Genomic DNA, 2,070 nt, shown 5'->3' with positions numbered 1-2,070 from the left:
ATGTTTAGATGTTATGACAAATGATTTTTTCTCATCATGTGATAAAAAAAGATACCCTGTAGATTCTGCCTCTAGTGTTTCAACTTTGATTAAGCTCTCTTGATTCATAGTATATTCAACTAGATAAATATTTGATAAAAATTAATTGCTCAGCAACTTTTTACTTTTTGGAAAAAGTTACTTTGTTGAAGGGCTGCACTTTTTCGATCACCATGATCAACTAGCCAATCAATAATTCTTAAAAATTTTTGTCGTAATTCTATTGGCATCATTTGTTCCTTATCTATAAAAATTTGGATAAGGCTAGATATCCTTTGATATACGTAGTCGTCCCAATTTAATACTTCACCTGAAGAGATTAATCCTAAAATTTGATCAGCATATAAATATGATGGATAATTTTGGATTGATCGTTCGCACAATTTCAAGAATAGATGAATAACATCTTTAATCCAACCTACTGCTCTAACATACTTATCAACTAAAGGTAAAATTGTACCAATTTCAGTCCAATCACCATTTACGAATCTATTGGCTAAAGGCGCATCTTGATCTAGTGACACAAACATCAGTGATTTTGCGATTTCGGATAAGTCGAGTCCTGAAATTTTTCCACTTCTATAACTTTTTTTATCAAAACACGATACTTTTAAAAAACGATCCAAACATAAATCTAAAACATCTAACGCATTGTGAGGAATGTTCTGTGCATCATAAATATAGCGACAAATATAATTACTAATGAATGGATTAAGCAACTCCCAACAAGTATCTGTTCTAAGATTAAGAATTGGTATAAGGAATTGTGAGTTGATTTCTTCTGTAGGCAATATTCCCACAACTCTTACTAAAGCTCTAGATATGCTATGATTCCATTCATGAATAATATCTTTGTCATCAACCCTTTGATTTTCTTCAAGCCAAGAAGGTTCCTGTTTTTCTATAGTCCATTCTAAGCAACTTTTTAAAAAATTGAGAATATAGGTTTGAGAGGTATCATGAAGTAGTTTCTCAGGTAGTAAGTGAATAACTTTTTCTGAGAACTGATAATCCCATTGATTATCTGATTTTACCCACTTTGAATAATTTTTATGAAGACCTAATCTAGGCTTATAGCCCACTCTTTGCTTATTTATTATATCAGTAATTCTTTTATCTCTTTCTCTTTTGTTTTGAATTGTTTGTTCATCCAGTTCTACCCAAGGAGCATCAGGTATTGGTAGTACACACCAATCATTTTCTGATTTTAAGTAGTTTTTCAGATGTTCATATACTTGATCTACTTCTTGTTTTGCTTCGGGATACTTATCCAATCGATAAAATCGATATTTTAAATTATTCTTACATAGAGCAAATGAAAAATAAATTGCTGTCCAAGTGAATTTAGGATTTATATCAAATAATTTCAGACATTCTTTTAGAGAGATTAATGAAATTTCATGACATGGGCTCACTACAATATCTAGAAGATTCATAAAAGTGAAATTATTCATAGTGTTATGAATAATTTCACTTGCTAAAGCCTGAGCAAGAAACTTCTTCGGATGAAAAGTTAAGGAAGCTTGTGGACACCCTACTTCATAAGAACTATAAGGTAGTTGGACTGCTTGATTTAAAATATCACGAGCCCACTCTAGATCGTCTTCTTTACTATTTGCTCTAAAGACTAAGATCATCGTAGCTAATGCACTAAAAGCATTTTGTTTCATACTTTTATGCGTAGATGAGCTTTCTTGCACATCACAAGCATCTTCAAATAAGTCTTTTTCTTCTAAATCTTTGAATAACTTAATGACTGAATCTATGGTGTAATTATTTTGAATTGCATTAGCTTCTAATGATTTTTCAGCCCAATATGCTACTCCAAAATATGTGGCAAACTCATTCAGTTGTTTATACTCTTTCGATTCAGATTGCTTTCTATACTGAGGATGATTAAAGAAAATACCTATTTGATTCTCATCTATTTTTTGAGAAAAGTAATTTTCGAAATTGCCATATTCAGCGTAATAAGCAGCTCGCTGTTCTAAAAAATTAATTATTGATTCATCTACCTTCTGATGTTCAAAA

1 pseudogene is annotated in these 2,070 nt (G+C 31.0%); it reads right to left on the bottom strand.

The window, feature by feature from the left end:
• Window positions 1-149 precede the first annotated feature (149 nt).
• A pseudogene (locus HUN22_RS18270) lies at window positions 150-2,070 on the bottom strand (ATP-binding protein); the annotation flags it as partial.

It is taken from the genome of Acinetobacter lactucae, from assembly GCF_013344765.1.
GTDB classification, from domain to species: Bacteria; Pseudomonadota; Gammaproteobacteria; order Pseudomonadales; family Moraxellaceae; genus Acinetobacter; species Acinetobacter lactucae_A.
The sequence above is the reverse complement of the archived record's forward strand: the minus strand, read 5'-3'. Positions and strand labels throughout refer to the sequence as shown.